This is a genomic window from Pseudomonadota bacterium (genome assembly GCA_027624715.1).
In the GTDB taxonomy this organism is placed as follows: Bacteria; Pseudomonadota; Gammaproteobacteria; order Burkholderiales; family Eutrophovitaceae; genus Eutrophovita.
The window spans coordinates 23,941-50,046 of record JAQBTV010000009.1; the positions used below are offsets into that span (position 1 = coordinate 23,941).

28 protein-coding genes and 1 riboswitch are annotated in these 26,106 nt (G+C 43.0%); of the genes, 10 read left to right on the top strand and 18 right to left on the bottom strand.

Translation table 11 applies throughout. The features are described from left to right. Positions 1–55 precede the first annotated feature (55 nt). A complete protein-coding gene (locus tag O3A65_06755) occupies positions 56–793 on the top strand; it encodes a lysophospholipid acyltransferase family protein (GenBank protein ID MDA1332164.1) in 738 nt (245 codons plus the stop codon). Here the strand turns inward: O3A65_06755 and O3A65_06760 are convergent. The 8 genes from O3A65_06760 to O3A65_06795 form a co-directional block, all read right to left on the bottom strand. Continuing rightward, positions 782–1,684 (bottom strand): NAD(P)-dependent oxidoreductase, encoded by a 903-nt coding sequence (locus O3A65_06760; protein ID MDA1332165.1) that lies wholly within the window; start codon positions 1,682–1,684, stop codon positions 782–784. The two genes, O3A65_06755 and O3A65_06760, sit on opposite strands and share 12 nt — an antisense overlap. Positions 1,685–1,732: 48 nt before the next feature. Continuing rightward, positions 1,733–2,587: a sulfurtransferase gene (locus O3A65_06765; GenBank protein MDA1332166.1), complete on the bottom strand. Its 855-nt coding sequence runs from the start codon at positions 2,585–2,587 to the stop codon at positions 1,733–1,735. A 20-nt stretch (positions 2,588–2,607) separates the two neighbouring features. Next, positions 2,608–3,612, bottom strand: a complete 1,005-nt coding sequence (locus tag O3A65_06770; protein MDA1332167.1) for an aldo/keto reductase — start codon at positions 3,610–3,612, stop codon at positions 2,608–2,610. Positions 3,613–3,788: 176 nt separating this feature from the next. Continuing rightward, positions 3,789–4,121 (bottom strand): ribosome-associated translation inhibitor RaiA, encoded by a 333-nt coding sequence (gene raiA, locus O3A65_06775; GenBank protein MDA1332168.1) that lies wholly within the window; start codon positions 4,119–4,121, stop codon positions 3,789–3,791. Between the two features lie 475 nt (positions 4,122–4,596). Then, the gene (locus O3A65_06780) at positions 4,597–4,974 is read right to left on the bottom strand and encodes an NIPSNAP family containing protein (protein MDA1332169.1); all 378 of its coding nucleotides are present in this window, start codon (positions 4,972–4,974) and stop codon (positions 4,597–4,599) included. Between the two features lie 88 nt (positions 4,975–5,062). Next, positions 5,063–5,674: a heme-binding protein gene (locus O3A65_06785; GenBank protein ID MDA1332170.1), complete on the bottom strand. Its 612-nt coding sequence runs from the start codon at positions 5,672–5,674 to the stop codon at positions 5,063–5,065. A gap of 177 nt (positions 5,675–5,851) precedes the next feature. Then, entirely contained in the window at positions 5,852–6,379 is a 528-nt protein-coding gene (locus tag O3A65_06790) for a GNAT family N-acetyltransferase (GenBank protein ID MDA1332171.1), read from the bottom strand. A gap of 227 nt (positions 6,380–6,606) precedes the next feature. Beyond that, positions 6,607–7,062 carry a hypothetical protein gene (locus O3A65_06795; GenBank protein MDA1332172.1) on the bottom strand — a complete coding sequence of 152 codons (456 nt, stop codon included), beginning with the start codon at positions 7,060–7,062 and terminating at the stop codon, positions 6,607–6,609. Positions 7,063–7,195: 133 nt separating this feature from the next. Here O3A65_06795 and O3A65_06800 point away from each other — a divergent pair, with 133 nt between their 5' ends. Then, positions 7,196–7,705, top strand: coding sequence for an MOSC domain-containing protein (locus O3A65_06800; GenBank protein ID MDA1332173.1), 510 nt, complete (start codon positions 7,196–7,198; stop codon positions 7,703–7,705). A gap of 10 nt (positions 7,706–7,715) precedes the next feature. After that, complete coding sequence (locus O3A65_06805; GenBank protein MDA1332174.1) at positions 7,716–8,657, top strand: PDR/VanB family oxidoreductase; 942 nt, start codon at positions 7,716–7,718, stop codon at positions 8,655–8,657. Positions 8,658–8,693: 36 nt separating this feature from the next. Here the strand turns inward: O3A65_06805 and bfr (O3A65_06810) are convergent, their stop codons facing one another. The 3 genes from bfr (O3A65_06810) to O3A65_06820 form a co-directional block, all read right to left on the bottom strand. Beyond that, a complete protein-coding gene (gene bfr, locus O3A65_06810) occupies positions 8,694–9,170 on the bottom strand; it encodes a bacterioferritin (protein ID MDA1332175.1) in 477 nt (158 codons plus the stop codon). Continuing rightward, the gene (gene bfr, locus O3A65_06815; protein MDA1332176.1) at positions 9,167–9,658 is read right to left on the bottom strand and encodes a bacterioferritin; all 492 of its coding nucleotides are present in this window, start codon (positions 9,656–9,658) and stop codon (positions 9,167–9,169) included. The genes bfr (O3A65_06810) and bfr (O3A65_06815) overlap by 4 nt, the downstream gene beginning before the upstream one ends. 287 nt (positions 9,659–9,945) lie before the next feature. After that, the gene (locus O3A65_06820; protein ID MDA1332177.1) at positions 9,946–11,808 is read right to left on the bottom strand and encodes a PhoX family phosphatase; all 1,863 of its coding nucleotides are present in this window, start codon (positions 11,806–11,808) and stop codon (positions 9,946–9,948) included. A gap of 209 nt (positions 11,809–12,017) precedes the next feature. Between O3A65_06820 and O3A65_06825 the strand changes: the two genes are divergently transcribed. Next, positions 12,018–12,743, top strand: a complete 726-nt coding sequence (locus O3A65_06825; protein MDA1332178.1) for an aldolase — start codon at positions 12,018–12,020, stop codon at positions 12,741–12,743. A 469-nt stretch (positions 12,744–13,212) separates the two neighbouring features. Here O3A65_06825 and O3A65_06830 read toward each other — a convergent pair whose 3' ends face one another. From O3A65_06830 to O3A65_06840, 3 genes are all read right to left on the bottom strand, one after another. Next, entirely contained in the window at positions 13,213–14,343 is a 1,131-nt protein-coding gene (locus tag O3A65_06830) for a fatty acid desaturase (GenBank protein MDA1332179.1), read from the bottom strand. Beyond that, on the bottom strand, positions 14,340–14,600 hold the full coding sequence (locus O3A65_06835; protein ID MDA1332180.1) for a hypothetical protein: 261 nt from the start codon (positions 14,598–14,600) through the stop codon (positions 14,340–14,342). The genes O3A65_06830 and O3A65_06835 overlap by 4 nt, the downstream gene beginning before the upstream one ends. A 2-nt stretch (positions 14,601–14,602) precedes the next feature. Beyond that, a riboswitch (SAM riboswitch) is annotated at positions 14,603–14,667 on the bottom strand. Between the two features lie 123 nt (positions 14,668–14,790). Continuing rightward, the gene (locus O3A65_06840; protein ID MDA1332181.1) at positions 14,791–16,062 is read right to left on the bottom strand and encodes an aminotransferase class I/II-fold pyridoxal phosphate-dependent enzyme; all 1,272 of its coding nucleotides are present in this window, start codon (positions 16,060–16,062) and stop codon (positions 14,791–14,793) included. A 327-nt stretch (positions 16,063–16,389) separates the two neighbouring features. On the opposite strand from O3A65_06840, the gene O3A65_06845 reads away from it, so the two are divergent. The 6 genes from O3A65_06845 to O3A65_06870 all read left to right on the top strand — a co-directional run bounded on the left by O3A65_06845 (position 16,390) and on the right by O3A65_06870 (position 21,219). Further along, positions 16,390–16,656: a metal-sensitive transcriptional regulator gene (locus O3A65_06845; protein MDA1332182.1), complete on the top strand. Its 267-nt coding sequence runs from the start codon at positions 16,390–16,392 to the stop codon at positions 16,654–16,656. A gap of 66 nt (positions 16,657–16,722) precedes the next feature. Next, on the top strand, positions 16,723–17,040 hold the full coding sequence (locus O3A65_06850) for a hypothetical protein (GenBank protein ID MDA1332183.1): 318 nt from the start codon (positions 16,723–16,725) through the stop codon (positions 17,038–17,040). Between the two features lie 13 nt (positions 17,041–17,053). Next, positions 17,054–18,436: a TolC family protein gene (locus O3A65_06855; GenBank protein MDA1332184.1), complete on the top strand. Its 1,383-nt coding sequence runs from the start codon at positions 17,054–17,056 to the stop codon at positions 18,434–18,436. A 26-nt stretch (positions 18,437–18,462) separates the two neighbouring features. Beyond that, complete coding sequence (locus O3A65_06860) at positions 18,463–19,881, top strand: copper oxidase (protein MDA1332185.1); 1,419 nt, start codon at positions 18,463–18,465, stop codon at positions 19,879–19,881. 15 nt (positions 19,882–19,896) lie between these two features. Then, a complete protein-coding gene (locus tag O3A65_06865) occupies positions 19,897–20,274 on the top strand; it encodes a copper-binding protein (protein ID MDA1332186.1) in 378 nt (125 codons plus the stop codon). A gap of 108 nt (positions 20,275–20,382) precedes the next feature. Beyond that, positions 20,383–21,219, top strand: a complete 837-nt coding sequence (locus tag O3A65_06870; GenBank protein ID MDA1332187.1) for a lysophospholipid acyltransferase family protein — start codon at positions 20,383–20,385, stop codon at positions 21,217–21,219. A gap of 15 nt (positions 21,220–21,234) precedes the next feature. Here O3A65_06870 and O3A65_06875 read toward each other — a convergent pair whose 3' ends face one another. The 4 genes from O3A65_06875 to crtI all read right to left on the bottom strand — a co-directional run bounded on the left by O3A65_06875 (position 21,235) and on the right by crtI (position 25,993). Continuing rightward, positions 21,235–21,471 (bottom strand): hypothetical protein, encoded by a 237-nt coding sequence (locus O3A65_06875; GenBank protein MDA1332188.1) that lies wholly within the window; start codon positions 21,469–21,471, stop codon positions 21,235–21,237. Between the two features lie 81 nt (positions 21,472–21,552). Beyond that, a complete protein-coding gene (locus O3A65_06880) occupies positions 21,553–22,416 on the bottom strand; it encodes a Brp/Blh family beta-carotene 15,15'-dioxygenase (protein ID MDA1332189.1) in 864 nt (287 codons plus the stop codon). 5 nt (positions 22,417–22,421) lie between these two features. Continuing rightward, positions 22,422–24,509: a squalene/phytoene synthase family protein gene (locus O3A65_06885; protein MDA1332190.1), complete on the bottom strand. Its 2,088-nt coding sequence runs from the start codon at positions 24,507–24,509 to the stop codon at positions 22,422–22,424. Continuing rightward, positions 24,506–25,993 (bottom strand): phytoene desaturase family protein, encoded by a 1,488-nt coding sequence (gene crtI / locus O3A65_06890; protein ID MDA1332191.1) that lies wholly within the window; start codon positions 25,991–25,993, stop codon positions 24,506–24,508. Before crtI ends, O3A65_06885 begins: the two co-directional genes overlap by 4 nt. Positions 25,994–26,106: the final 113 nt, after the last annotated feature.

Genomic DNA, 26,106 nt, shown 5'->3' on the forward strand with positions numbered 1-26,106 from the left:
TATGGATAAACACTTCTTGTGAATAAATATCGGTGACATGTCTCTAATGCGGATTATGCAGCAGCATTTACGCAGGATCGTTAAGTATCCAGTCCTGGTTGTGTTTTTGGTTGCAGGGCTACTGATATCGTCCTTACTATTTGCTTCTTATAATATCCGGATCAAAAGAATTATCGCCAAATATTGGTTTCGATGTTTGTTGACTATTCTTAATCTTAAACTTGAAATTAAAGGTATCGATAAAGATTTGGAAGGAAACTTTTTGGTAGCCAATCACATTTCGTGGTTGGATATTGCAGTGATATCAGCTTGCTTACCGACTTGTTTCTTGTCAAAGTCAGAGATTCGTCGGTGGCCAGTGATTGGATTACTGGCCCGTTTCGTTGGGACGATATTCATTGCGAGAGCGAGTCGTAGTGCTCTAATGCACGTCAATCAAGAGATTGATTTTTCGCTCAGAGACGGACATTCTGTCTGTGTTTTTCCGGAAGGGACGACGACGCTTGGTGATCAGGTGGGTACATTCCACAGCTCCATTTTTCAGTCTGCACTTAATGCCGGAGCGAAGATCACACCGGTTGCGATACGTTATCTCGACAAAGCCCATGCGCGAACTGATTGTCCTGCATACGTTGGAAGTATGACGTTACTACGCTCTTTAGATCAAATAGTGATTGAACCTTTACTCATTGTAGAGGTGAGTTTTTTACCGACTATAGACGTTAAAGGTTTAAGTCGACAAAGTATCTCAGATTTATCGAGAGCCATGATTTTGACTGATTTATTTAAGTGATGCTATGCGTTTTAGGGTCTTGTAGATCGTCGTGATATCTGCGTCTGCGCCATGTTCATGTATCGCTTGGTCGAAAACCGATTGGGTTGCCTTGCCAACCTGATCAGATGACTCATACATTTTCACTTCTGCGGCCCACAACTCTAGATCTTTCTTCAGGATGGAATTGCTGGCTCCAAAGTTAAATCTGCCACTCAATATGTTGTTAGGAATAAACACCTGACTTGATCGGCTTAATCCGGACGAGGCATTTATGACATCGATCATCTGCGTGGGATTAAGTCCTGCTTTTTCCCCGAGCGTTAGTGATTCAAGTGTTCCTGCCAAGTGTATAAATAGATTTATGTTGTTAACCAATTTCATTACTTGCGCCATTCCGGGCTTATCACCGACGTAGAATTGCTTCGCGCTCATATGTGGAAAAACGTCTGCGCATAAAAATTCGTAAGTAACTCTATCTCCTGAGCACATTACGGCGAGTGTTGCATCTTTAGCGCCAGCTGGCCCTCCTGAAATAGGGGAATCTAAAAATGCAATATTGTGTGCTTGTAATTGAAATGCGGCGTCTTTCGCATAGGCACTACCTGTGGTCCCCAGGCTCACAATGCTCTTTATTCGAGACCCTTTTAAGACGCCCTTGGTAGGATCTAGAACTACAGAACGTGCTGCATCTAGGGAAGGCAAACAGGTGAAGACAATATCGGCTTGGTTTGCGACGTCAATCGATGATGAGCAGGTGTGTACATTGTCGCCGCTGAGGGCTGCGCACCGAGATGCATCGATATCAAAAATATGTATTTGTAATCCACTTTTGATGATATTACCAGCCATGGGTGATCCCATCGAGCCAAGTCCAATGAAACCAAGTGTGGTGGTTTGTGAGTAAGCCATATTGTGTCGTCTCAATGTTCAGTAAGTTTTTGAAGGGGTTGTGTCATGTTAAGCATTTGATTCGACAGGCAAGTCATGATCACGACCCCATTCATCCCATGATCCGTCGTATATTCTCCAATCGTGTCTTTCAAGTTGATTAAGAGCGAGTGCCAAGATGCAGGCGGTTACTCCGGATCCGCAAGTCAGTATGAGGGGAGTTTCAATATTTATTCCTGATTTATTGAACCTTTGTATTAGTTCTTCCCTAGGCAACAGTTTACGTGTTTCTGGATGAAGAAGGTGAGCCCAATACAGATTATGACTCTTGGGAATATGTCCTGGCCGAGCACCTGGGTAACGATCCGGCTCCTGCCCTGAAAATCGACCTGGCGTCCGTGCATCAAGTATCTCATCCCCTGATGAGGAGGCTTTTAAAACGTCAGCTTTAAGCGCCAAAAGATTTCGTGTTATCTCAGATTCAAAATTACGTGGTTCGCGCGGGGACAATTGTGTTGTAATGTCCCCTCCACGCTGTCTCCAATGTGTCAGCCCACCGTCCAGGATCGAGACATTATCGTACCCGTAGAGTCGGAAGAGCCACCAAACACGCGCAGCGCTATAAAGCCCAGGGGTGTCATACGCGACAACGTGCGTGTTGTTGTCGATGCCTAGATTTCCAACCTTAGCGCAAAATATATCCTTACTGGGGACCTTTCTAGGGAGGGGGTTATCCGGGTCAGCGACATCGCTAAGATCAAAAAAAATTGAGTTAGGAATATGCTGTTCTAAATATTCAGCCTCTGCATTTCGGCCGGTATCCGGTAGGTGCACTGTTGCGTCTACAATGCACAGGTTTGTATCATTTAGATGTTCAGTAAGCCATTGTGCAGAGACTATTGGTCCAGGGTAAATGGATGACATATCAAAGTTACCAATAGGTATTAGCAGTATTGTTCAACTGCAACAGTTTGACCCACTGAATAGCGACTGCCATGCGCCCATCCTACGGGGAGAGCCTCTTCAATCAACTTGAGCTCATTTATAGTCAGATTGCGTTGCGCTCCTTCTGCTAGTTCTTTGAGGTGAGCTACGGATCGCGTTCCTGGTATCGGAATAATATGTTCGCCTTGATGCAGTAACCACGCAATTGCGAGACCTGATGCGCTTATGGCGAATTCGCCCGCAAGCTTTCTAAAGGCATTGGTTGCCTTGATATTCCTGCTTAAATTGGGCGCAATGAATCGAGGGTTTTCTTTTAGAAAATCCATCCCGGAGATACGTTCAGCTGTATGTGGACTGTCTGTGAGTAGTGAGCGTCCTACTGGTGAAAAGGCAACCAGTGCTGTTCCCAGCGCTTTGGTCGTTTGTGTTAAGCCTAATTCCGGGTTTCGTGTTGAGAGCGAATACTCTGATTGCACGGCCGCAACATGACTTACTGAATGGGCAAGCTTTAAAGACGATGGAGCGATCTCTGAGAATCCATATGACTTAATTTTTCCCTCCTTTATGAGTTGACTCATGGTTCCCGCTACCTCTTCAATGGGTATCGTCTCATCTCGGCGGTGTATGTAATATAAATCTAACGTTTCAACACCTAGTCTGCCAAGGGACTTTTCGAGCTGATCGCGAATGTGCACTTCACTGTTATCAAAATAACGTTGTCCATTCTCTTTATTACGACAAATACCGACTTTAGAGGCAATAGTGAATAGTCGATTTTTTAACTTTCCTTGCTTTTTAAGAAAGGAACCAATCACTGTTTCCGATCTGCCATTGCCATAAACGTTAGATGTATCGATATGATTGATGTCAAGATCAAGTGCCGTACTCAAAATTTCATGTGAGTCTTCATCTTTCGCCAATCCATAAAAGTCAGAAAATGACATGGCGCCCACACCAATGGCGGAGACGTGTGGCCCATGCATGCCGAGTTGACGAATTTTCATTGGCGCTCCTAAATAAAAAATTGATGATTGAACGCACCTATTTTAAGGTAACGTTTCATTAATTATATAGGTCTGTATTTGAACGATTTGTTCTGGGGTATTTTCTTGCAGCTCAAGAGGTGCCAGAAGTTATAAATTCTAGGCACCTCATGGCTATTGGTATGACGGAAGGTCTTCTAAATGGGCTCTACCGTCATTTGTAGTTTTCTAATGGATTTGGTTGAATGTTGGGTCATTCTATCTTTAATTTTTAGGATTTTTCTATCGGTTTTGGCCGCTAAGTCATCGATCGCCTTATATAGATCCAGTTCAATAGATTCGCAAAATAGATCTTTGCCGTGGAAATGTAACTTTGCCCCGGCTTTATGCTCGTGCTTTGAGACGGTCAGCATAATGTCGATGTCCATCGGATGATCAAAGTGTCGTTCGACCCGGCTCATTTTATTTCGAATGTGAGACTCTATGCCTGGGGTAACAGAAATGAGGTGAGCTGAAATGCTTAAGTTCATTGAAAGGCCTCCTTGGTGAAGGGTTCCACCGAAGACGGTAAATCAAGGCCCTAAAACAAAGCTCTTTACTATCGTCACCGAATGAAACGATTAGCCCCTTACTGGGCAACAATACCTAGCTTTTTTGTACAGCAGGTCTTTATATAAGACTCAAGTTCAGTAAACTCCATTAGGGAAAAGGTGTCAATACCTAATTCAACATTAAGGACATAAGCTCTGGTTTTCTGCTGGAAATTACCGTTGGGTTGAGAAGAAGGCTGATCGGCATCATTTTTCTATGCGATTTTTTTGCTGCTAATGTCCAAAGCAGACAAATGTCCCCACGGAACTTCTTCTAGGATGACTTTCACGGAGTGGTAAGTCGTTGGCTGATGTAAGTTTGCAGTTTAGACTAGACAGGGCCGAATCAAGAGCAAAACTGAGGCCTGTCGGTGTTTTATCATTTGCGCAGATGTTTTGAACTGATTGGCTCTCCTCATCTCATTAGGGATAGCGGAGTAGATCTTAGGTTGTGTACGATGATTGAGTTTCTATCAATGAGCTTGAATACTATCGGTGCGATATGGCTGGTCCATTCTTCGCTCTCGTAGACTGCTTTATAAAGTTCTTTTTTTTGTGCGGTACTTTCGAAACGTCTAATCCAGACATACGTGCTTCCTTTAGGTGTCGATGTCATCAAGCGTTCGTTATTGACCATAGAAAATTCATCAGTACTGTCCATAACAAAACTGCCCGTAATCAACATGCCTTTGCCAGCCTGAAAGGGGAAGATCGTGTCTTCGATAAATTGAACCCATTCATCTGTTTTTCCAGGATTGATTTGATAAATACGTAGCTCAAAAAACGGTTTCATTTATTCTTCTTAACTAATTTTATTTTTTTACCAGAGTTCTTGAATGTTTTGGTTAACATCTTTGTGTGTGCTTTTCATTCTGATTTTTTTAATCACTATCTATTTCAAACATTACCTCATTTCGTCTCAGAATGGGAAGCGTCCAAGGCGGGTTATAAAAGGCGTAGATGGGGTTTCCCTTTATTGCTAGATCATTTTGGTGTGCATAGGTTTTAAGTTTTTCTTCATGAATCTGTATATTTTTTTTTGAATTTGATCCTGAAAACTTAATTGCAATAACGCTTTGTACGGGTTTGATCGTGATAGTTACTTCAGGGTTGTTTGGTTTCGGTAGAGTCTCAAGTGAGTATTCAGTAGGCATATTAAAGCTAATGACCCATTGATTCTCTTTAACAACCTGTTCCACCGGCGCAGTCATCGCGATTTTTTGAGTGATCGACGTTGACTCCGATGTCTCTTTTTCTGTTGACTGAGTAACGGTATTACTACCGAAGATGTAATCCGCAAGCTGTCGAAATCCTGTCCTTATGGATTCCTCCCTTGATCCGGTGACGATAACTTGGGCAACGATTCGTGGATCATATCTTCTCAATTCGATGGAAGCATGCTTTTGTATCACGAGGTAGTTTGGGTGCTCAACATTACTCATGACGGGGCCAACCAATACAGCAGCAATAACAATCGTGAGTAGTAGCCCCATAGTGATATTTCTCCATTTACGGTTCATTTTAACGTGAGGCGATTTTGAGCCCAAAGAGGATGAGTAATAGCCAAGTTACCATAATGGTCATGCCTTTAACCGGAGAATTTACAAGTGCTAGTTTGCTTAAAGTTGCTGAAGGCCATATAGTTCAACATATTCGCAGGCAAAGCAACATCACCTAGCATCAATGAAGTAATAACAATGAATGACTGGAATTCCATTCAAAGGTCTTGGGGCTCTATGTGACAAATTCGCACCGCTTTTTTCCATGGCCTTTTGAGATCGTATGTTGTTAATGCCAACATGAAACCAAATACGCTTTGCCCAATTAAATGCATGACTGAGCATTAGGTCTTTCATCTCCGCGTTGACAATTCCACCCCAATGCGATCGTTCTAAAAAGGTAAAACCTATCGCAACCTCAAGACTATTTATATCAACATCGTAATATCGTGAAGATCCAATAATCGTTTTCGTTTTTGAATCGACTACTACCAGAGTAGATTTGGATGCGAGTCCTGTATCAAAAATTTCTTTATCAAAAACCTCTCGTTTATAACGCAATGGGCTAGGGTGCTGTTCCCAAATTAAGGGGTCACTTGCGACTTCATACAGGCTTTCAGCATCATCGATTCGAAGAGGGCGTAGATAAATTGAGTCACCTTTTAATATGGGCTGGAGATCTAAAAATTTTGCTGACATATTGAGGCTTAAACAAATGAAAATCTAATTTTGAACTTAATATATTACTATCCCACAGGCAAACAAATCGGCTCAACCAAAACTACATGATCAGGTGCATAGAATTACTAGGGTCAGCACGGTTTGCGACTCTGCATGACTTGTATGTTCACCGTGCTGAGGCTTAACCGTGGTGTCGTTTAACAAGACACTTGGTTAATTGGCGGACCCACCCCCGGACGGTTGTACTATCTGTTAATGCCAGTCCCAGCAATATTACCAATGCTGTTTAAGCTCAGTATCTGCCAATAACCCATGTTTTTGGTGAGAACATAAAAACCAGTCGAACGCAGGAATTCTTTTTCGTCTTTGTCATAACGTGAAAAGTTCATTTCAACTAATGCAGAGTTTTCACTCTCAGAAAGGACTTTGATGTAATTAATTTTTGAAAATTTCCACCCTGTTTTTTTTAAGCCTACATAATCAATCACGGGTATGTCTTTGTTGTCAAAGAGAGTAAGTTTTCCGTTGATAATTTTCGCGTGTGGAAAGTGATAGATCTCTTCCAAGGCAGGCATATTTTCTTCATTAAATACTTTAACGTAATAAAGCATCAAGTCTTCTGGCGACATGCCATCTTGAGGATGCGCGTAGGCTGTAGTGGAGGCAATGCAAAGAGTAAAGCAGGCAAGAATTTTCTTCATATTTGAGAACTTGAGATGGTTAATGGGAGTGCTTCGCCACCGTTTTTGTAGTAAAGCGCTGGATGTGTCGCGATCGTATAATCTCCAACAGCATAAGTACAGTAATATCAAGCTTTTCTTTCTTGGAGAAATCATGGGTTGGACAGGTAAATTGTTGAGTATTCATATTGCGCCAGAAGCGAGCTATGAGATGGTGGAGTTGGCGGAGGCTCATCTTGTCGCCGGTAGGGGCATTGTCGGAGACCGTTACTACCTTGGGAGAGGCACTTATTCGCCGGAGCCTGACTGTCGTGAGGTTACCTTGATCGAGCGAGAAGCGTTGGATGGATTGGTTCGAGATGATCCACCCTTACAGGGTTCTTCCATCAAAATTGAGCCGTTTGAGCATCGCAGAAATTTGACTGTAGAGGGTGTACCGCTAAACCATCTTGTCGGTTACCAATTTAGGATCGGCGAGTGTATTCTGTCTGGTGGGCGACTGAATTTTCCCTGTCGATATCTTGAGCAGCTATTGGAGCGCCCGGTTTTTTTACCTCTTTATAACCGGTCGGGTCTTAATTGTTGGATCGAGAGGGGGGGCATTATTCGTCCTGGAGACGAGATCGTTCCCTTAAACGAAGTCACAAATAAACCTCATCGTTAGTACCGCGTTGATGAGTGCACGTATCATCATGAAACTGACCGTCGAGCGACGTGATCATCTTGATGACGACTTGGTTCGTATTTGGTTAGGACATCCACTGAAACCTCAGTTGCCAGCATGGTCTCCTGGTGCTCATGTCGACCTTCGTCTCGGTAACGGTAAGATTCGACAGTATTCGTTGACGAGTAATCCCCAAGACCTGTCACGGTATGCGATTACCGTAAAGCGAGAAAAAGACGGGCGCGGTGGATCGTCCTGGATTCATGAGCATTTTATTGAGGGATTTGAAGCGCACGTCTCGGCCCCACGTAATAACTTTGCCCTGGTTGATCGGCGGAGTGTCTTGATTGCTGGAGGGGTAGGTGTAACACCGCTTATTTCGATGGGACGCGCGTTAGCTCAGAAAAATTTGTTACACGGATTACATTTTTGCTCTCGGCGGCATCAATCCAACATAGAACGGGAGCTGAAACAGTTTTGTGGACCTTTGTTGAGTACATATATTTCCTTTGGCCCTAAAAGCCAAAGGTTGGATTTGATGGCCTTGATTGGTGGCTTGTCACGTGATCTTCATATTTATTGCTGTGGCCCTGAACGTTTGATGGCTGAAGTGAAAGAGTTGACCTCAGAATGGAATCAAGAACAAATACATTTCGAAGTTTTTAAAGTTGGTGCGAATCAGGATCATAAGCCTGAGCCGTTTGACGTCATCATATCAAGCACTGGGAAAACCTTGCGGGTTCCTGAAAATCATTCGGTACTTGATATTTTAAGAATGGCTGGCCACATTATCCCCTCGTCCTGTCGGCAAGGTGTTTGTGGCACCTGTGAATGTGGCTATATATCGGGCGAAGTGATTCATCGAGATTCTGTGCTGAGTCCTGCTGCTCGCCGAAATCGTATGATGCCTTGTGTCTCAAGGGCACGCGTCTCCGTAACACTTGATTTGTAAGTTGTGGAAAAAGGCAGCAAGTACTTTTAGCGAGAATTAATCCTCTTCGATTTGAGCTTGGGTGTAATTAGCAATGCCCATATCGCTGATTAAAGATAATTGTGTCTCGTATCCATCAATGGACGATTCTGCGCTAGACAACAGAGATTCCAATAAATCCCGCGTCACAAAGTCTTGGTGAGCTTCTGCCGCACTGATGCCTATGATAAGAGTGGGTCGTTGTATTGTGGATTCGAACTGTAGGTCAGACTTAAGGCATTCCGTTACATTTTCGCCAATAGATAGTGAACCAAGAGCCTGTAAGTTAGGTAGCCCCTCTAGGAAGAGTATTCGTTCGATGATTTTGTCGGCTTCCTTCATTACACGAATAGAATTTTTGTATTCTGATTCGTTCAGTCGCTCTAACCCCCAATTCTTAAACATTTTTGCATGCAAGAAATATTGATTTATCGCCGTGAGCTCATTTTTAAGCACGGTATTAAGATTTTGAATGATTTTTTCTGAGCCTTTCATACGGCACCTCCCTCTTGCCCATTCATTTGGCTTTGGAGATAGTTTTCAAGACCAATCAGTTTGATGAGTCTTAACTGTTTTTCAAGGAAGTAAGCGTGATCCATTTCTGTATCCTCAATTTGCTGCACAAGTAAGTCACGCGTGACGAAATCCTGTTTTTGCTCACATAGAACAACTGCTGCTTTTAAAGTGCCAACCACTTGGTACTCAATCGCAAGATCATTTTTCAACATTTCCGGCACGTTTGTACCCGTTGTCATGTCATGACGAGTGGCAACGTCTGCGGTGCCTTCTAGAAAGAGAATGCGTTGTACGATGTCTCGAGCGTGTTGACGTTCGTGTTCTGATTCGTGTAACGAGTGTTCCGCTAGTTTTCGAAGCCCCATATCTGCGTACATCTCGCCGTGCAGTAGATATTGATCTGCCGCCATCAGCTCCCCTGCGAGCAGTTGATTTAGTACGGTTAAGACTTCAACGTTACCTTTCATAGAGATTTCCTTTGATTGAAAATGTATTGGATAATTAGTGTGGATGAAATGCTCATCATGATTTTTCTAGAAACTTGTTTTACTATTCTCTGCTTCAGCGCGTTCGATCTGCGGGGTATCGGATATTTGTGACGTGCGGATTATGCCATGCCCATTTTTGAAATGTTAAAACGAAAATCATTCTCATTACTATTACAATTTGACACGCTAGGAATCAAGTTTAATAGCCAGAAAAGCATTACAAAACTTCTAAATAGTTGGTTGTGAGGTGTTTTGACTGAGGTCAACTAACCCATTATGCCGCCATCGTCTCGCTTAATGGCTATGATCGCCGATCGAGGTATCGCATTGCCGCCCTCAGGCCAATGACTGCCGCCTTTTTGTCCGGGATGTTGTATGCCAACAAACATGGTTTTATGGTCTGAGCTCCAAGTGAGACCGGAGATTTCACATTCTCTTGGACCTACTAAAAACCGATGAATTTCTCCAGTCTCTGGGTTTCCCATGAGCATCTGGTTGTTACCCATGCCTGCAAAGTCTTTTTTGTTGGAGTCGTCCCCATCGGTTTGTATCCAAAGGTTGCCTTTTGAATCGAATCGGAGTCCATCGGGACTATTGAACATGTTATCAGCATTGACGTTTGATGACCCACCTAAAAGGTTTGCATGTTCGGTGGGGTTTCCTGCTAATACAAAAATATCCCACGTGAATGTGCGCGCTGCATGATCTTCGTTGTGCGGTGCCCACCTCAGAATATGGCCATAAGGATTTTTTTTTCGAGGGTTAGCCATATTAAGCGGTTGGGACGTTTTCTCACCGCGATACTTGTTATTTGTCAGTGATACATAGGCTTCAGTTTTAAAAGGGTTGACAGCGACCCACTCCGGACGGTCCATCGTGGTCGCCCCCACTTTGGAAGCTGCTAGCCTTGCAAAGATCAGCGACTCATCATCTTGCATACCGGCTTGTTTTAGGGATATCCATTCGCCCGTTCCGTCATCATGAAATTTGGCTGCAAATAGTTCGCCTTCATGCAGTAACTCAGTGTTGTCTCTGTTAGGGTGATATCGATCTCGACTTACAAATTTGTAGAGAAACTCGCCTCGCTCATCGTCGCCGAGGTACACCACGACGTGGCCATTTGGCGCAATAATTAATTCAGCATTCTCATGCTTAAATCGACCCAGGGCCGTAAGTTTTTTCGGCGCGTGTTGTCCAGATGGATCGATTTCGACGACCCATCCGTGCCTATTTGGTTCGTGCGGTTCGGTAGACACATCGAATCGAGCATCTGTTTGAGCCCACTTGTACCCCCAATCCTCCCCTTGTTGGGCAATGCCATAACGTTCTTCTTGAATGCTTTGAGAGAAATTTTCTCCTAAACTTGATGAAAAATACCCGTTAACGTTTTCCTCACAGGATAAATAGGTACCCCAAGGGGTTTTTCCGTTACCGCAATTGTTAAAAGTACCTAGAATTCTCCTGCCGGATGGATCTCTAGCGGTTTTAAGTAGGTCACTACCCGCAGCAGGACCGACTGCTAAACATTCTGTATTCGGGGTAATGCGTCGATTGAGCGGGCTATCTTTTACAATGTGCCAACCTTCACTGGTTTCTTTTAACTCGATAACTGTTAAACCGTGCGCGGCTTTTCCCTTGTTCACGTCGTCATCTGTTTCGGGTGATTGACCCAAACGATTACCAAACATTATTTGGATATTTGTAAATTCATTGTTTAAAACGAGTACGGTTCGTCCATCAACCGTAAAGGTGTCCATTCCGTCGTTATTGTCTCCAACTGCTAGCGCCTGAGTCGCGGCTGACCCAAGGGTTACATGATCGAATTCAGGAGTATCTGAATAAAGTGGGTCAGCCCACCGGACAACAACTTGCGCATTAAAGCCCTCAGGGATTGTAATACTGTCGTCGCTGTTTGCCTTGACAGGCTTAAAGGTTAGACCCGAACGAGTGGAGGCCAGCGCCGATCCAGTGGGTAGGCCAGCAGCTAAAACGAAAGCAGAGGCTCCAAAATTTACGGTGCTCTTGAGAAAGCCCCGCCTTGAAAGGATCTCATCGAACGCAGTTTCTCGAGTTTGGTTGCGGGCAGTAAACTTAGCGCAATTGTCCAACGTGGTGATTGGTTTAGTCATGGGGCCATTGTCTGCTGCATTATTTAAGCATAGATCTAAACATAATATGAATAATGCTGTATTGCACTAGGTAATTTGTTGATAGACTGTAGGTAGTTATTCTTAGTTCACCGGTAAGCTTTATATCAAATCAGTGGCGTAGTATCGTTACCAGAAGTAAAAATACACTAACAATTCTGACACGGGTAGAAGGGAGATTTTCAGTGGAGATGACTGATCATAACGAAGCATATCATTCGCCTGCAATTACGCAATTGAGGGAGGATCTAGCGGCGGCTTTGCGTGCCGCTTCTAAACATGGCTTAGCCGAGGGTGTGTGTAATCATTTCAGTCTAGAACTGCCTGATCAGTCAGGTCGATTTCTACTAAACCCTAGGGGACTTCTGTGGCAAGAGGTTTTTCCTGATGATATTGTTTTGATTAATACAGAGGGTGACTTATTAGCTGGCAAGCATCCCGTAGAGGCTACCGCTATGTTTATTCACTCTGCTATTCATCGGATCTGCAAAAAAGCCTGTGTGTTACATACACACATGCCACATGCAACAGCGTTGTCTTTAACGAAAAATCGGGTATTAGACACAACTTTGTCCCAAACCGCAATGAGATTTCATGGTCGTGTTGTGGCTGACGATCTGTACAATGGTCTAGCCCTTGATGTGTCGGAAGGAGAGAGAATCGCCCGTGCTATGAAGGGTGCTGATGTTGTATTTTTAGGGAACCATGGCGTGGTAGTCTGTGGTGGTCGTATGGACTATGCCTATGATGACTTGTATTACCTTGAGCGAGCATGTGAACTTGAGGTTTTGGCGCGTTCAACAGGGCAGCCTTTGATTGGTGTTGATCCAGATTTGGCGCAAAACGTTTGCGATGCAACCTTGGGGGAACGGTTGCAATCCGAACTCTTCTTCAAGGCGCTAAAAAGAGTCCTATAACTATTATATGAGACTCAATCTAGCGAATTGAGAACGGGAAAAGATGTAGGGCCATCCCTACATCTCATAAGGATTAAAACTCTAGGTGTATTATTAATGAAACTTTCTTATCAATATTTATTTTAAATCAATTAAAATTTTCAAATCTGTTTTAACTGAGCTTTTGCAGGCTAACACATAACCAGACTCGATTTGTTCTAGGCTAAGCACATTGACAAAATCTATTTCTGGTTTTACTTCTCCCTCTAAAATTTTGCATTTACACGTTCCGCAACTTCCCACTCTACATTTATGTGGCCATTTTATCCCTTGAGCTAAAGCTACGGTAAGCAAGTTCTCACCTGCTTTTAAAACTATTTCTTTATTGCTCGGCTCAAGCCTTACATTAAATTTTAGATTTTTTTTTTAAATATATTAAACATCAAGATTGTTAACCTTGGGGCCCGCAAAAGAGCCCCATGATTTATATTTAGTAACCATATTGCTTAGCAATATTTCTTTCGTCTTCAGTTGCATATTTTGAATCCCAATTATCAAGATGCTTTTTTATATAACTTCTGAAGAGAGGTGGAATTAAAGTTATTAAAAATAATGAGAAATAACCTATGCCATAGTTAGGTCCTTTAACATCATCTAATTCCCAAAAGTAAGTTTCACCTCTAACATGGTGATCAGCTTGACGACCAATAGCGATAAAAAACCAATCGGTAAATACTGAGTCATTATCCCAAGAGTGTCTATATTCAACAGGCTTTCCTTTCTCTCTAATCAAACCGTAGTGCCCCATATAATTTAAGGCCTCTAGTTCAAAATTAGCTATAAGCCAAAGAGTAAAGAGCGCAAGAAGACCAACAAACAAACCTCCAGCCCACACAAATAGAATTACAGAAGGTAGGCTATAAAGATAGCCTAAGATCCATTTATTGTCTAAACTTAGGAAGGATTTTCCTTGTCGTTTAAGCCTTGATTTCTCAAGTTCAAAAGAAAATTTACTTTGCCCAGCATGTGATAACCAAGTGTGCATATAAACATTTCTTCCACGCGGTGCTGTTGCAGGATCATCTTCATGAGCTAGATCTAAATGATGCTGGTATACGTGCGCGTATGTAAAATGCGAGGCGCCACTCAAAGACATAATTAGTCTTGATATAAAAAAACCTTCTTTTTTATTATGAGAAAGTTCATGTCCGTAAATGATACCAATTCCCGCCCATAAACCAGCAGAAATTAATGCACCAATTAAGTTAGTAGTCGTTATTCCATTTTGAATAGTTAATCCATAAGCACTAACAATATTAAACGGAGTAGCATTTACATATTGATATATTTTCCACGCTAATGCTAATTGTAAAGCTATAAACACAATCAACATCAAATACATTACACCGTATTGAAAAAATTTAATTCCATAGGAATTTCCATTTTCATCAAAGTCTGCTCTTAGATGTATATTTTTAGTAGCAGTATCTATTACTGCACATAATCCAAAAAGAATCACACCAGTCCAGACATAGTTTCCTCCACTTAACAAACCAAAGATTGTAACAACAGACATTGCTGGAACAATTAGATAACGCGTATTTACAAATAGTTTTTTCATATTTTTTTCCTTCTCGAAAATTCTTCCAAAGAATCATGACGTTTTTTATATTTATCCCACGAGTAAGGTTTGTTGCCTCTAACCTTAAAATATATAGTCATATTGACCATGTGTGTGATTATTAAAACTAATCCGATAAGAATAGCCCATGTTAATTCACGGTAATGCAAATGTGCATCAAATGAATACAAGGCAAAAGCTATTAGGGAAGTCCACAAAGATACTGGCAGTAGTGCTAGAAAAGTAGATTGTTTCATCTTTCCTCCTTTTTTAGTGCTTCGACATATGTCAGGCGCACAATTTAGTTAAATGCCTGGTTTAATTTTAAAAAGATAAAAAAACCACCGGCTAAAGCGGTGGCCAAAAGGCTTTTCACTTTAGCAGGATTTATAATGCGCATTGCCTTGATAGAGTTTCAGGCTGACAATGGGTGTGGGGGTAATCCAGTTACGCTGCGCCCAAGGCCTGATTCAAATCTTCTTTCAAGTCGTCAATGTGTTCAATGCCAACGCATAAGCGTACAGTCTCCTCGGTGACTCCTGATTTGACTAACTCTTCTGGTGACAGCTGACGGTGGGTAGTTGATGCCGGATGCGTAGCTAGAGAGCGAACGTCTCCGATATTCACAAGGCGCGTGAACAAATTCAGTGCATCGAGGAATTTGGCGCCAGCTTCGCGACCGCCTTTCAGTCCAAATGTAAGCAGTCCCGATGCTTTTCCATTCATATACTTTTTGGCTAATGCGTGGTCAGGATGGTCGCTCAATCCTGCATAATTGACCCACTCTACTTTGTTATTTATCTGAAGATGTTGTGCGACAGCCAGCGTGTTATCGCAAATTCTATCCATACGTAGCGCAAGTGTCTGGATACCTTGTAAGATCAGAAATGCATTGAAAGGAGAGATAGCCGCGCCGGTATTGCGCAGCGGCACAACTCGCGCCCGCCCGATGAACGCTGCAGCTCCCAATGCTTCGGTGTAGACCACGCCGTGGTAACTCACGTCGGGTTCATTTAATCGTTTGAACCGAGCTTTATGTTGAGCCCATGGAAACTTACCTGAATCTATGATGGCGCCTCCTAAACTATTACCATGACCACCCAGGTACTTGGTGAGTGACTGTATGACGATGTCTGCTCCATATTCTATCGGGCGCCAAAGGTATGGACTTGGGACAGTGTTATCGACAATCAACGGAACGCCATGCTTGTGTGCGATGGTTGCTATGGCTTCAATGTCGGTAATGTTACCTTGTGGATTCCCTACGGATTCTACAAAAATAGCTTTAGTTTTGTCGTCTATGAGTGACTCGAAACTTGCTGGATCACGATAGTCTGCAAAACGAGTTGTAATTCCAAATTGCGGAAACGTATGAGCGAATAGGTTGTAGGTTCCCCCATACAAGGCGCTCGATGAGACAATGTTGTCGCCTGCTTCAGCGATGGTTTGGATGGCATACGTGACAGCAGACTGACCTGAGGCGACCGCCAGAGCTGCAATGCCCCCTTCAAGGGCGGCAACCCGCTCTTCGAGAACCGACTGAGTAGGGTTCATTATGCGGGTGTAGATATTACCTACGACTTTTAAATCGAATAAATCGGCACCGTGCTGAGCATTGTCAAATTCGTAAGCAACCGTTTGATAAATGGGTGGCACAACCGCTTTGGTTATGGGGTCAGGTTTGTAGCCCGCATGAACGGCCAAGGTCTCTAGTTTCATTAGGTTTCCTTATTAGAGAAAGGTAAGAAAAATCGACTTTATTAGTAACCTATTGACTAAACTACTATTTTTTTGATCTTAGTATATAACTAAAAAAGTAAAAAATTAGCTAACTATATGCTTTTTTGGACAAATAGAATCATCTTTATGCCTAAGGACAGCATGAAATTATTGATGAAATGTTGTTTTACTCTCTAAAGTAGACAGTAAAGGCGCTGGACCACTACTTACGAAGGTCGCTATACGCAACATGTCCTAGTTATGTTGCTTGACGTGGTGCATATACCCAGGTAGGGTATATATCTATGTATTATTTAGGATAAGTCTATGCATCCTTCACATAAGAAAAGTTTGGGAAATGTAAATCGAGTATTAGGCCAGATTGAAGGCGTGAAGCGCATGATTGTCGAGGAGCAATACTGTGTAGACATCATGACTCAAATTCGCGCAGCTCGAAGTGCGTTGAAGTCCATAGAGATGACGGTCCTAGAAACGCATATGAGGTCATGTCTTCGTGAAGCCGCGCATCGCGGCGAAGACGAACAAACCTCAAAAATAGAAGAGATCACAGCTCTACTAAAGCGTTACGATTGATAAACGATGGGCCATCTATATTTGAAAAAATACGTTGTTGGAGTGCCAAGGTCTCTAAGGTTATAAATGTTAAATTCAACACTAATATTTTCTGGCGTAATACTTAGCTTTACCATCTCTTTGGTTGTCGCTCCTTCTAGTGTTAATGCGCAGCCAATCCATACGAATAGCGAAGCAAGCGCTCAATTGATATCCGAAGCGGTTGATCTCGTATTAACGAGCGACGACGACCAGGTGCAATTTTTTGGTAACTATCGAGCCTACGAATCTCAACAACTAAGCTCCTGGCTCTCGGTCAATGAGCTGGTCCTTACCATCGGAGGATGGAAGGCGTACGCGCGCGATATTTACCGATATCAGACCTCAGAAGGTCGGAGTAAGTGAAGCGAAAATAATTATGGAGTTTAAATTTATAACACTGAGCGTTGCGTTTTTAATGTTTTGTAGTAGCTGTTCGACAACGGGAGTCTCTGAGAACTTAAAATACCTTGACGACAGTCTAGTTAGTTATTCTGTGGTTGGCGCTTCGTTCTCCATCGATCCAATCATACAAGATCGTAACGAAACATTAGTGAATGCGACTCTTGAGGCTCCGATTGGATTGACTGAGGTACAAAAGATAGCGCTTTTGAACAGTGTCGAATTAAAGATGATAGTAACAGCAATGCTGTCGGACATCGCTGGTGCCAAACATAACGGGCGTATCTCTAATCCTAGATTTTCGTTTGAGAGAATCTCATCTCCCGGTGAATTAGAGCTTACGAGAGTATTAACGCTGGGACTGTTCGAATTACTGACCCTTCCTAAAAGAACGGCGATTGCTGATTTGCAAGTGGACCTAGTTCGTATCCGCATGGTCTCCTCCGTTCTCGACTATCTTGCGCAAGTAAAAATAGCTTGGGTGGAGGCCGTCGCAGCTAAGGAGGCACTTGAGTATGCGAAAAAAGCATTGGATAGTGCTCAGGCCAGTGCCGAGTTAGCTGGACGCATGGAGCTTACGGGCAATTTTAATAAATTAGAGCGCGCTCGTGAGCACGCGCACTATTCGAATATGGCGACCAAGTTTGCTCTTGCTAAACATGAGGCTGTTACGTTAAAAGAAAACCTTGGTTCAATGTTGAGTTTAGACAGTGAGCAGCGGAAAAATTTTAAGCTCCCTGAGCGTTTGCCCGACCTACCAAATACAACTATATCGGTTGATGCTCTTGAACAGGCAATTAATCATGATCGTATCGATGTCAGAGTAGCGAAGAATGAATTGTTGGTTCTGGGTGAAGCGTACGGCCTGCAAACGATTGATAGTTTTACAGATGTCGAAATGTCATTAGTAGATAAGACTGAATTTGATGGTGATCGAGGCTCTTCAGATGGCTTTGAGTTGGAGATCGCTTTGCCCCTATTCGATTGGGGTGGGCAAAAACGTGAAATGATGACTCAGCGTATTCGATCCGCAAGCTATCGATACGAGTATGTGATTCAACACGCGGCTAATGAACTAAAGAATTCATACCAAACATACTTGGTATCGTATGAAATTGCACGGCATTATCGGGACGAAATTGTTCCACTTCGGAAAATAATTTCTGAGGAAAACTTGCTGCGATACAACGGAATGATTATTGGAGTTTTTGAACTTCTAGTGGACTCCAGAGAGCAAATATCTGCGGTCATTGGTGCAATAGATAGTAAAAAACAATTTTGGATTTCACATGTAGTTTTGGATTCCGCCATGATTGGAAACCTAATGACTGCAAGAAGTTTCAAAATAAAAAACGTCTAAACCAAGCATAAAAGAGGACATTGAGAATGGACAACAGCAGGCGCAGACTTTTAACATCGGCTAGCGGGATCTTACTAGCGAGTGCGGTTGCTTTTAGTCCCGTTTCCAAGCACGCTCTGGCTGGGTTACCAGAAATTACAAGTAAGGATGACGCGGAAACAAACTCTTCATCAGATCAGCATGAGGGTAAATATAATCCCGTAGTTACACTAAACGGTTGGACTTTGCCTTGGCGGCTAAACGAGGGGATAAAAGAGTTTCATCTCGTGGCAGAGCCAGTCGTCAGGGAATTAGCCCCGGGGTTTAAGGCACATCTTTGGGGTTACAACGGACAGAGTCCTGGACCGACAATTGAGGTAGTGGAGGGAGATCGAGTTAGGCTGTTCGTTACGAATCGCTTACCAGAGCGAACCAGTGTGCATTGGCACGGACAGAGACTTCCAAACGGGATGGATGGTGTTAGTGGTTTAACTCAAAAGGCTATTGAACCTGGAAAAACTTTCGTATACGAGTTTATGGCAAAGCGACCAGGTACCTTTATGTATCATCCGCATTCGGATGAGATGACGCAGATGGCAATGGGAATGATGGGATCCTGGGTAACCCACCCGAAACAGACTAACCCATTAATTACTTCAGTCGATCGTGATTTTTGTTTTTTGCTAAATGCGTACGATATTGAGCCTGGGAGTTATACCCCAAGAGTTATGACAATGACGGATTTCAATATATGGACGTGGAATAGCAGAGTATTTCCGGGGATAGATTCATTGAATGTTCGATTAAACGACCGAGTACGTATAAGGATTGGAAATTTAACGATGACCAATCATCCGATACATTTGCATGGGCATGAATTTGAGGTTACGGGAACTGACGGTGGCGCAACCCCAAAGGGTTCTCGATGGCCTGAGGTGACAACGGATATCGCTGTTGGTCAGATGCGACAGATAGAGTTTGTTGCAAATGAGCCAGGCGATTGGGCCCTCCATTGTCACAAAAGCCATCATACGATGAACGCCATGGGACACGAGGTCCCGACAATGATTGGTATCGATCACCGAGGTGTAGCCGAGAAAATTAGTGATTTAATTCCCGACTATATGGTGATGGGTGAGCGCGGCATGGGGGACATGAGTGAAATGGAGATGCCACTTCCTGATAATACAATTCCAATGATGACTGGACCGGGACCATATGGTTCTTTAGAGATGGGAGGTATGTTCAGCGTTTTAAAAGTTAGGGAAGATCAGCTTCCTAACGATTATTCTGATCCTGGTTGGTACCAGCAGCCCAAGGATACCCAAGCTGTTTCCATTAATAAATTGGAGGAGGATGCGGTTCGCCGAAGCGAACCCGGACAGTCTTTGATGTCAGTGATTAAAGACGGTCGGGATTCTCTTGAAGTTAAAGTAAGAAAGCCTCGGAAGCATAATCATTCTTAATAAGGTAACAAGCAAATGTATAAAACAAATATTAAATTTTTACTAGCAATATTTTTATCATCTTTTCTAAGCGCCACGAACGCAGGTCACCATGAAGGCGCCCATATGGAACATGATGAAGTGAACCATCAACAAAACTCTTCATCATGTGCTGATGATAGTTCCTGTTCTATGGCGCATGGAGTTGTCTTGAGTCTAAGTAAAGAGGTTAGCAAGATAACATTACGGCATGGAGAAATTCCGAATATAGATATGCCACCGATGACAATGGTGTTTACTGTGGAAGATTCCTCATTGATGCAAAACCTAAAGGAAGGGGATCATGTTCTTTTTCATGTAGAGAATATTGGTGGCGAGTACATAATTAAAGATATGATTGAGGATCATCATTAAGATTTGGCTACTTACTGATTTATTGATAGGGCCCTATTTTTGTCCACTAGCTTTTGCATTTGGTACCTGCGAAGGTTGACTTAGTTGATGCGGTTTTTCGCGATATAGATGACCCGACTTTTTCGTTTTTTGGCTTTTCTGCCGCTGCCCTGGATGCAGCGTGTGGGAGCCGTTCTGGGCTGGCTGGTGTGGGGTTTCTCGCCCACCTACCGTCGTCATTTCAAAACCCAATCGGCTCAAGCTGGTTATCGCTGGACTCAGGTACGCGGCGCGGTGGGTGCTGCGGGTTGTCAAATCCTGGAGTCTTTTCGGGTTTGGTTTGGCGCATCTATGCCCGTCACTTGGGATGGCTTGCAACACACAACAGCCGCCTTCGCAAAAGGCAAGGGCGTCTTGTTCTTCACGCCGCATCTGGGTTGTTATGAAATCACTGCGCCCGCCTTAGGTGCGCATTTTGGCCAAGATCATGGCCCAATCACTGTGCTCTACCGACCAGCGCGTCAAGCCTGGTTACGGGCATTCTTAAGCTATGCGCGCGCGCGGCCATACCTGCGGGCTGTGCCCACCAACATGCACGGTGTGCGCCAGTTGCTCAAAGCACTGCGTTGCGGCCAAGCTGTGGGATTGTTACCCGATCAGGTTCCGCCCGAGGGCATGGGCATCTGGTCGCAAATGTGGGCGCGCGACGCCTACACCATGACCTTAGGCGTACGACTCGCTATACAAACCCAGGCGGAGGTGGTGCTTGTATGGGGCGAGCGTTTGTCTCGAGGTCAAGGCTACTGCATTCATTTGGAGCCTTTGGGGCATGCACTTGATCCCCACGTAGCGCAGGCTGTGCTGCAACTTAACCAGGCCATGGAGCGTTTGATCCGCCAGTGTCCTGCGCAATACCTCTGGGGTTACGGCCGCTTCAAACAACCACGCCAGGAAAGCCGAGTATGATACTGAATTACCAATCTAAATTTTTTTAATCAAAAAAATTAAATCGGTAGATCTGCCCGCCCGGCATAACGAGCTGCACCGCCTAGTGCTTCTTCCCTCATTATGTTCTTTAAGTGTGAAATTAACCTCATATAAGAAAACCTCGATATTTGGAACCATTGCCATGGCGTAAGATAATTTTTTATCGAATTGGCCGGCAACAATAATTCCACGCACATCTGAATCTTTTTTTTGTTTTTCAATCCATCCCATGTAACGGGTTAGTTGACCTACGGTATCGTCGCCGGTTTGATTTTTTTGAGTTCTATTACTATGTGGTGGCGATTATTTTTTCTAATGATTAGGATGTATCACTCTGTCTACCAATAGCATATGAGGCACTGTCAGGCAGGCTAGACCCACAAATGTCAGTTGCAAGATACGTGTGTAATTGAGTGAATCTGGTAAATAGATCCAACTCAGCAGAAAGATTAAAACAACCCCTAGCATTGGTAACAATGATGTGAACAAAATCTTCTTCCAACTGAGTTTCGAATAAGATTGGGTTCGTAAAATATGTCTGATGCTATGCATCCCACAGAAAAATAGGGTAAAACTGATTAAGGGTTGAGCAAAAATCGCTAATAAACTGACAGCGAGTAATTCAATTGCTTGAAAAGTGTTTCTATAGCTTTCAAACGCAATGCTCAAAATTAAAAGAATTAAATAAGGTAATGCAATGAGGTGTAAAAAATTCACAACAAGCAATCCATCGTCCTGATTTAAGATTAATGTAAATAAATTGACCATCACGTCATAGTGGAGAAGTGTTGGTAAGACAATGACAGTGCCACCATACAAAAGCTTAGTTATTCTCGGAGCAGTATTTTCTAAATCTCTTGAGAAATGGAAGACTGAAAGGCACAAAAATGATACTATAAATAGTAGGGGAGAGAGCACCCAAAAAATGATCATCGCCAAACCTAACAGGCCATACAGTAAGACAAAGTAGGACCAGGATTGCCAGGTGTTTACAGATAGTAATTTCTTGGCGAAAATAGGATCCAAGGCACCATGAGGTACTCCTAGAAAAAGAATAACGATTGCTGGGATCATTAAATAAGTGAGGTTGTCAGTGGGTTGCCAAAAAATACTTATAGTGACAACTATTAGCGCCAGTATGCTAAAGCAGATACCTTGGGCTTTAATCTGATTCATCGACTTCATCTCTTTGGAAAACGAAAGACTTCCTTTAAGAAAGGGAGCGGTGGCAAAGCAGTGACTACTGCAAGGTAATCTAATATACCGCCGTGATCAGATAGAAAACGAATCAGTCTTGGATGGCTTACCTTAGAAAACATATCCATAAATAGCGACGATCCCATCGCGGGATTATTTCGCAGCACATTTAAAAAGATATTATCCATTTTTGATATTAGAAAGGGGTCGGTAGGTTGCGCGACTGGTAGACCTGTTCTACGAAGTTCTTTTGCGCACTCTTGCGCCCAAGTTTGGATCCGTTGAAATGTATAACCAGTAGCCGGCCTAGCTGAACCTGCTGTTACACCAACCTGTGCATAACTTTTCGGAATCGCACTGCTGTGCTTTGGATGTCTAGCACCCAATCCCATTGGTATGAGACCCGATTCTGTCCTAATAATTGAAAATGGACTTTCCCCTACATACTCCGAAACTGTTTTATTTAATCTTTCTAAAAGATCGTCTTTGGAATAGGCTTGACTTCCAAAGCTGGTAAATTCAATTAATGCTTTTGTTGTTGAAAAGGGCAAAACATAAGTAAAGCCAACAAAATCATTGTTTGCCTCACAAAAGTCCATCAGGTGGGCTGTATTTGGATCAAATAAGGGATTGTTACATTCAATCTCATAGCCTACGAAGGATTGCCAGAGTGTGATATCTCCCATCGTATCCATCGGAAGAGGACGTGTATCAATAATTATTTTGCTTATAAAACTTCCAGCATCTGTTTGAACTAACCAGCCATTATCCAACTGGAATGGTTCATTGGTCAGTTTGATGCCCTTACGTAGCTGTAGCTTATTATTTTTCTCAATCGTCTCTAGGGTGTGTTGGTAGAAGTCACTGGCAATTAACAGTTGATAAGGGGAGGCTTCACACTCAATGAGCGCACTCCGCTGCTGAGAATCTTTAACTTGCACTTTTGACCAGCGATTTTGAACCAACTCCATGAACGGCGTTTTTGGATGTCCCCAGAAGCACCAAGTTCGATCATTATGGTACTCAGTCCGTTGTTCAAGAAAAATGGTTTTAGGAGCATCTTCACCCATCTCGGCTAGATTGAAGCCAAGACTTAATCCTGCGCAGCCTGCGCCAATCACAATGACATCGGTGACAATATGGTTCATTTTAGAAAGCCCAACATACGTGTGAGGATGCAATGGTTTCTGTAGCGCTACATCATGATTTTTTGGGCGAAACCAAAAATGGGGGTTAAAGCATGCCGTCACTATCGTTAAGCAGGTAATAACAATTTTTCTTGGAGTAGAAACAACCATGCGTCGATCCCAATAGGCATAGTCTTCTGATGCCAGCTGATTGCCAATATCGTGATAAATACGAGCTGCAATGAGAATGGAGATCCTCGCCCGCAGTGGTAAATAGAACAGCCCCTTTTCTCCACTTTGATAATAGTGATCCGCCAACTTTAAAAGACTAGCAACTGCAAGCCGTAAAACTGTTGCTTGTTCTTCATTGGGGGCAATTAGGTGAGCTACTTCAATGTTCCCGATTAAGCTATTGGGAATATATTGACGATTCACCAAAGCATCCGCCTTGATATCTCTGCAGATATTAGTGAGTTGCATTGCTATCCCCAAATCAATCGCATAGGGCTTCGCATTCTGGTCTTGAACATCTAAGGCGTAGCACATCATCAGTCCAACCGTGCCGGCTACCTGATAACAGTAATGAAGCAAATCAGGCTCATTCACTATCCTAACGAGTTCAGTATCTGACTCAATTCCTGCAATTAGATCAAAAACAACCTCTTGCGGGATATGACATTGCTGGATTAATTCAATGCCACTGCTCAAGCTGGCTTGATCTGTAGATCCCTGTAATAGCGCTTGACGCGCCTCCATAATATTTTGTTTGCCCGAATCTACTTGACCCTCTTCATCGACCATGTCATCAAGATATCTGCAAAAACCATAGAGTCGCATTGCTCTGTGACGATATTTTTTCCCTAAAAAATGACTCGCCCAATAAAAGCTTTTACCCTTATTTTGCAGTAGTTGATGAGCAACTGAATGAGGAGTGGTTAATTTCAAAAAAGTTTGACCTCTCCGACGCTCGGAATCAATTTATCGATCAATTTAGCCGACGAGATGACGCCGGGTAGACCAGCCCCGGGATGACTCCCGGCACCAACTAAAAAGAGATTCTTAATACCTTCAGCCTTGTTATGAAAGCGGAACCACGCTGACTGAGTAAATAGTGGGGAGATCGAAAATCCAGATCCTTGAGAGCTTAAGTAATTTTCTTTAAAGTCCTCAGGTGTCATATAAAAATCATCTGTAATGGTTTGAGAAAGATTAGGCATGATCGTTTTCTCAAGTGCAGTAACGATACGATCTCGTAAGTTAGGGCCTTCAATTGACCAATCTTGCCCACCCAATAGATTAGGTACTGGACATAAAACATAAAAACTGTCACATCCTTTAGGGGCAAAGCTAGGATCGGTGGCAGTAGGACGATGCAAATACAATGAAAAGTCCTCTGTTAGGATCTTTCGATCAAAAATGTCCTTTAGTAATTCTTGATAACGCTCACCTAACCAAATCGTATGATGTGCAATATCTGGATAGGTTTTCGTGGTACCAAAATACAGTACAAAAAGACCCATTGAGAGTTTGGCTTTTTTAATCTTTAAGCGAGCCAAAAAATGCAGCTTACTGGGCTTAATCATTTTGGTATATAAGTGGACGGGGTCGGTATCTGATACTACTACGTCAGCCATCAGCGTATTTCCGTTCTCAAGCAGAACTCCGGTTGCCGCATCCGTCTCAATGACGAGCGACTTTACAGTCTGACCTAAAACAATATGAATACCATTACGTCGCATCAGTTGCTCTAATGCTTGGGTAATGGCGTGCGTTCCACCCATTGCAAAAAAAACGCCATATTCTCTTTCTAGGTAATGAATCAAGCCGTAAATGCTGGTGGTATCAAAAGGGTTGCCACCCACCAAGAGTGGTTGTATAGAAAATGCCTGACGGAGTTTGTCATTTTTTAAATATTGGCTAACTAATTGCCAAACCGTCTTGTAGCACTGCAGGTCGATGAGTCTAGGGATCTGCTTGATCATGGTCCAAAGACGATCGAAGGGCTCCGTAGCTAGCTCAACAAAACCCACATTGAAAATTCGCTTAGAGTGTGCTAATAATTTTAGATAGCCATCACAATCAGTAGGTTCAATCCGATTAATTTCGCTTAAAGTTTCTTCAAGCGTACCACCATAATCAAAATGATCACCATCGGCAAAGACAAATCGATACCAAGGTTTTAGGAGGACAAGCGTAACGTGATCAGCGAATTTTTCATTGAAAAGAGCAAATAGCTCTTCGAATAGGAAAGGGGCAGTAATAACAGTTGGGCCTGCGTCATGCCGGAAGCCATTTCTTTCGAAAAATTGGGCTCTGCCACCCAGTTGTTCGCATCGCTCGATTAAGGTAACTTCATAATTCTTTGCGCGAAGTCTTAAGGCGCTTGCAATTCCACCAAATCCTGCGCCGATAACGATGGCATGTTTCAATTTAAATCTTCCAAATTAACTCTTTTATCTTCAGTGGTGCTTATTAAATATTTTTTTAATAAGAGGCTCGACCTTGAGGCTAGGAATCTAAAAGTGTTAAAGCTAGTTATCCT

Bases quoted from the DNA above. Each gene is read 5' to 3' on its own strand.
- O3A65_06755 (MDA1332164.1), top strand. From the start codon at position 56: ATGCAGCAGCATTTACGCAGGATCGTTAAGTATCCAGTCCTGGTTGTG.
- O3A65_06760 (MDA1332165.1), bottom strand. From the start codon at position 1,684: ATGGCTTACTCACAAACCACCACACTTGGTTTCATTGGACTTGGCTCG.
- O3A65_06765 (MDA1332166.1), bottom strand. From the start codon at position 2,587: ATGTCATCCATTTACCCTGGACCAATAGTCTCTGCACAATGGCTTACT.
- O3A65_06770 (MDA1332167.1), bottom strand. From the start codon at position 3,612: ATGAAAATTCGTCAACTCGGCATGCATGGGCCACACGTCTCCGCCATT.
- raiA (MDA1332168.1), bottom strand. From the start codon at position 4,121: ATGAACTTAAGCATTTCAGCTCACCTCATTTCTGTTACCCCAGGCATA.
- O3A65_06780 (MDA1332169.1), bottom strand. From the start codon at position 4,974: ATGAAACCGTTTTTTGAGCTACGTATTTATCAAATCAATCCTGGAAAA.
- O3A65_06785 (MDA1332170.1), bottom strand. From the start codon at position 5,674: ATGGGGCTACTACTCACGATTGTTATTGCTGCTGTATTGGTTGGCCCC.
- O3A65_06790 (MDA1332171.1), bottom strand. From the start codon at position 6,379: ATGTCAGCAAAATTTTTAGATCTCCAGCCCATATTAAAAGGTGACTCA.
- O3A65_06795 (MDA1332172.1), bottom strand. From the start codon at position 7,062: ATGAAGAAAATTCTTGCCTGCTTTACTCTTTGCATTGCCTCCACTACA.
- O3A65_06800 (MDA1332173.1), top strand. From the start codon at position 7,196: ATGGGTTGGACAGGTAAATTGTTGAGTATTCATATTGCGCCAGAAGCG.
- O3A65_06805 (MDA1332174.1), top strand. From the start codon at position 7,716: ATGAGTGCACGTATCATCATGAAACTGACCGTCGAGCGACGTGATCAT.
- bfr (MDA1332175.1), bottom strand. From the start codon at position 9,170: ATGAAAGGCTCAGAAAAAATCATTCAAAATCTTAATACCGTGCTTAAA.
- bfr (MDA1332176.1), bottom strand. From the start codon at position 9,658: ATGAAAGGTAACGTTGAAGTCTTAACCGTACTAAATCAACTGCTCGCA.
- O3A65_06820 (MDA1332177.1), bottom strand. From the start codon at position 11,808: ATGACTAAACCAATCACCACGTTGGACAATTGCGCTAAGTTTACTGCC.
- O3A65_06825 (MDA1332178.1), top strand. From the start codon at position 12,018: ATGACTGATCATAACGAAGCATATCATTCGCCTGCAATTACGCAATTG.
- O3A65_06830 (MDA1332179.1), bottom strand. From the start codon at position 14,343: ATGAAAAAACTATTTGTAAATACGCGTTATCTAATTGTTCCAGCAATG.
- O3A65_06835 (MDA1332180.1), bottom strand. From the start codon at position 14,600: ATGAAACAATCTACTTTTCTAGCACTACTGCCAGTATCTTTGTGGACT.
- O3A65_06840 (MDA1332181.1), bottom strand. From the start codon at position 16,062: ATGAAACTAGAGACCTTGGCCGTTCATGCGGGCTACAAACCTGACCCC.
- O3A65_06845 (MDA1332182.1), top strand. From the start codon at position 16,390: ATGCATCCTTCACATAAGAAAAGTTTGGGAAATGTAAATCGAGTATTA.
- O3A65_06850 (MDA1332183.1), top strand. From the start codon at position 16,723: ATGTTAAATTCAACACTAATATTTTCTGGCGTAATACTTAGCTTTACC.
- O3A65_06855 (MDA1332184.1), top strand. From the start codon at position 17,054: ATGGAGTTTAAATTTATAACACTGAGCGTTGCGTTTTTAATGTTTTGT.
- O3A65_06860 (MDA1332185.1), top strand. From the start codon at position 18,463: ATGGACAACAGCAGGCGCAGACTTTTAACATCGGCTAGCGGGATCTTA.
- O3A65_06865 (MDA1332186.1), top strand. From the start codon at position 19,897: ATGTATAAAACAAATATTAAATTTTTACTAGCAATATTTTTATCATCT.
- O3A65_06870 (MDA1332187.1), top strand. From the start codon at position 20,383: ATGACCCGACTTTTTCGTTTTTTGGCTTTTCTGCCGCTGCCCTGGATG.
- O3A65_06875 (MDA1332188.1), bottom strand. From the start codon at position 21,471: ATGGGATGGATTGAAAAACAAAAAAAAGATTCAGATGTGCGTGGAATT.
- O3A65_06880 (MDA1332189.1), bottom strand. From the start codon at position 22,416: ATGAATCAGATTAAAGCCCAAGGTATCTGCTTTAGCATACTGGCGCTA.